1 protein-coding gene and 1 pseudogene are annotated in these 4,109 nt (G+C 75.2%); both read left to right on the top strand.

The features are described 5' to 3' along the window. Window positions 1-1,178: pseudogene (locus QH283_RS01485) on the top strand (exodeoxyribonuclease V subunit gamma); the annotation flags it as partial. Further along, window positions 1,175-4,109, top strand: a 2,935-nt coding sequence (locus tag QH283_RS01490) for a UvrD-helicase domain-containing protein (protein WP_432420638.1), incomplete at its 3' end; no start/stop codon positions are given. The pseudogene QH283_RS01485 and the gene QH283_RS01490, both read left to right, overlap by 4 nt.

A 4,109-nucleotide genomic window follows, 5' to 3' on the forward strand; every position in this document is an offset into this window, starting at 1 on the left:
CTCGGCCACCGGCCATCCCGGTCGCCGAACTGCTCGACGCGGGGCGCGCGCACGGGGGCGAGGCGGCCACGGGCGAGGTGGTCACCCGCCACCCGCTGCAGAGTTTCGACCGCCGCAACTTCGACCCCGCGCGCCCGCGCAGCTTCGACAGCGTCGCGCTGGCGGGCGCCCGCGCCGCCGCCGCGCCCGCCCGCCCGGCCCCGTCGCTGTTGAGCGAACCGCTCCCGGCGCCCGAACGCGGGGATGTGGCGCTGTCGGATCTGATCTCCTTCGCCGAACACCCGATCCGCGGCTTCCTGTGGCAGCGACTCGGTCTCCGAGTGCCCGAACACGAGGAGGACATCGCCGAGAACCTGCCCATCGAACTCGACGGCCTGGCGAAATGGGAGGTGGGCGAACGCATGCTCATCGCCCGCCTCAACGGCGCCGACCCCGCCGCGCTGCGCCAGGCCGAATGGCGACGCGGCACCCTGCCGCCGTTCCAGCTCGGCGCGCGGGTGCTCGAGGAGATCGAGAGCACGGTGGAGACGCTGATGCGCGCCGCCGCGCCCGACTACGCCGCCGAACCGCACGCCGTCGACATCTCCGTCGATCTCGGCGACGGCCGCAGGCTGGTCGGCACCGTGCCCGAGGTGCGCGGTGACGCGCTGGTCCGGGCCACCTATTCCCAGGTCAAGCCCAGGCATCGGATCGCGGCCTGGGTCGGCTTGCTGGCCCTGGTCGCCGCCGAGGACCGGCCGTGGCGCGCGGTGACCACCGGTCGCGGCGGCTGGCGGCGCCCGGCCTGGCGCTGTGAACTCGCCGCCCCGGACCGCCCGGAAGCCATCGACCTGCTGCGCGACCTGGTGCGCCTGCGCGACCAGGGCCTGACCGAACCGCTGCCGCTGACCCCCACCGCCTCGGCCGCCTACGCCGAGCGCCGGGCACGCGGCGACAGCACCGACGACGCGCTGCTGGCCGCCGAACGCGAATTCAACGGCAAGGCCGACGGTTTCGCCGCCTTCGGCGACCACACCGACCGGCACCTGCGATACGTCCTCGGCCCGGCCCCGCGCCTGGATCACCTCCTGACCACCCCCGCGCCCGCCGGAACCGCCGGCGAGCCGACCCGATTCGGCGCGCTTGCCGTGCGGCTGTGGACGCCGCTGCTGGCCGCCGAGACGCAGAGGCAGCCGTGACTGTCCCCCCCGCGACCGTTCCCCCCGCGACCGTCCCCTCCCACGCGACGCCGGGCACGACCGCGCTGCCCGACGGCACCTTCGACGTGTGCGCGCCGCTGCCCACCGGTACCACCGTGCTCGAGGCCAGCGCGGGCACCGGCAAGACCTACGCCATCGTCGGCCTGGCCGTGCGCTATGTCGCCGAGGCCGGGGTGCGCATCTCCGAACTGCTGCTGGTCACCTTCTCCCGCTCGGCCACCCAGGAACTGCGTGAGCGCACCAGGGATCGCTTCGTCGCGGTGGCCGGGGCCCTGGCCGACCCGGTCCGCGCCCGCGCCGCCGGGGACGAGCTGATCGCCCATCTCGCCGACGCGCCCGACGAGGAGGTGGCGCTGCGCCGTGCCAGGCTGCTGGCCGCGCTGTCGGATTTCGACGCGGGCACCATCGCCACCACACACAGCTTCTGCCAGCGCATGCTCGACGAACTCGGCGTCGCCGGTGAGCGCGACCCGGCGGTGCGGCTGGTGGAAGCCGTCGACGACCTGGTGCACGCCGTGGTCGAGGATCTCTACCTGCACCGGTACGCCCGCAGCCCGCAACTGCCGTTCACCCTGCGCGAGGCGCACGCTCTCGCCCGTGAGGCCATCCGGGACCGGCAGGCCAGGCTGGCGCCCGAGGAACCGGGCGGCGTCGCCGGGGAGCGGGTGGCCTTCGCCGAGGCGGTGCGCGCCGAGACCGAGCGCCGCAAGCGCCTGGCCGGGGTGCGTGACTTCGACGACCTGCTGGTGCTGCTGCACGAAGTGCTCGCCGACCCCGAGCACGGCGGGGCCGCCCGCGCCCGCATCCGCGCGCGCTTCGTGGTCGCGCTGGTCGACGAGTTCCAGGACACCGACCCGTTGCAGTGGAACATCCTGCGCGGCTGCTTCCACGGCCACCGCACCCTCGTGCTGGTCGGCGACCCGAAACAGGCCATCTACGCCTTCCGCGGGGCCGAGGTGCTCAGCTACCTCGACGCGGTCGCCGTCGCCGACAGCCGCAAGGAGATGACCCGCAACTGGCGCAGCGATCCCGGCCTGCTGCGCGCGCTGGAGCACCTGATGGGCGGCGCCGCCCTCGGCCACCCCGACATCGGCGTCTACCCGGTGGCCGCCACCCGCACCGGCGGCAGGCTGACCGGACCGGCCGAGCACACCATGCCACTGACCCTGCGCTGCCTGCCGCGCACCGGTGCTGGACCGTTGAAGAACGGCTTCCCGCAGGTGGATCGGCAGCGCGCCGCCGTGGCCCGCGACCTGGCCGCCGAACTGGTCCGGCTGCTGGAATCCGGGGTCGAGGTGACCGTCGGCCGCGGTGCGGCGGCGCTGCGGCGGCCGGTGACCGCGGGCGATGTCGCGGTGCTGGTGCGCAAGCGCTCCCACGTCGCGCTGGTGCGCGAGGCCCTGGACCGCGTGGGCATCCCCTCGGTCCTGGCCGGCGGCACCAGCGTGTTCGAGACGCCCAGCGCCACCGACTGGCTGTGGGTGCTGCGGGCCCTGGAACAGCCGCACCGCTCCGATCGTGTCCGGCTCGCCGCCTGCACCCCCCTCCTCGGGCACACCGCCGCCGAGATCGACCGAGGCGGCGCCGATCTGGTCGGCGCGCTCAGCGCCCAGCTGCGCGAGGCGGCCCGGCTGTTCGCCCGCGCCGGTTTCGCGGCGCTGTTCGAGCGGCTGGCCGAACGCTCCCGGCTGGCCCCGCGCCTGCTGGCGGTGGAGAACGGCGAACGCACCCTCACCGACCTGCGCCACCTCGCCCAGCTGCTCGACGAGGTGTCGGCCACCGAGGGCTACGGTCTGACCGCGCTGACCCGCTGGCTCACCGACCGGGTGCGCGATCCCGCCTCCGGCGCGGTCGCCGGTCGCTCACGGCGGCTCGACCGCGATGCCGCGGCCGTGCAGATCGCCACCGTGCACGCCAGCAAGGGACTCGAATTCCCCCTCGTGTTCCTGCCTTTCGCCTGGGACAACGCCAAGAATCCGAAACCGGCCACCCTGCTGTTCCACGACGACGACGGCGCCAGGGTGCTCGATGTCGGCGGCCAGGACGCCCGCGGCTACGCGGCGCGCAAACAGCGCTGCGACGCCGAGGAGGCGGGCGAGGAACTGCGCCTGCTCTACGTGGCCGTGACCCGCGCCATGTGCCGGGTGGTGGCGTGGTGGGCGCCCTCGGCCACCACCGCGGGCGGCCCGCTGCACCGGATGACCCTCGGCCGCGCCGACCGCCGCGCCGACATCCCCGAACGGGTCGCCGTGCCGCCGGCCGAACGTGCGGTGGCCGAGTTCACCGCCTGGGCCGCCCCCGCCGCCGATGTGATCTCGGTGACCGCCGTGGACACCGCCGCCACGGCGACCCCGCGTCGCGTCCGCGCCGAGCAGGACAGCGCCGAACTGGCCGCCGCCCGCTTCGACCGCACCCTCGATCCGCACTGGCGGCGCACCTCCTACTCGGCGTTGACCGAGGGCGCGCACGAGCTGGTCACCGACACCGAGCCCGAGGACCCGCGCGGCCCCGGCGACGAACCCGAGACCCCCGCGCTGGTGGAACTGGAACCCGATCCCGCCGCCGCGCCCTCGCTCATGAACGAGCTGCCCTACGGCGCGGAGTGCGGCACCCTCGTGCACGCCGCCCTCCACCGCGTCGACACCGCCGCCGACGACCGGGCCGCCGAGGGCGTGCGGCGCTGCCGGGAGACCGCCGCCGAACTGCTCGCCGACATCGACACCGCCGCCCTGGCCAGGGCGCTGCTCGCGGTACTGCGCACCCCGCTCGGCTTCGGCTGCCTGGCCGACATCGCCCCGCGCGACCGCCTCAGCGAGCTGGACTTCGAACTGCCGCTGGCCGGCGGCGACCGCCCGGCCGCGCACTCGGCCACCCTCGGCGCCGTGGCCGCCCTGCTGCGCACCCATCTAC

This window comes from Nocardia farcinica (assembly GCF_029867845.1).
In the GTDB taxonomy this organism is placed as follows: domain Bacteria; phylum Actinomycetota; class Actinomycetes; order Mycobacteriales; family Mycobacteriaceae; genus Nocardia; species Nocardia farcinica_A.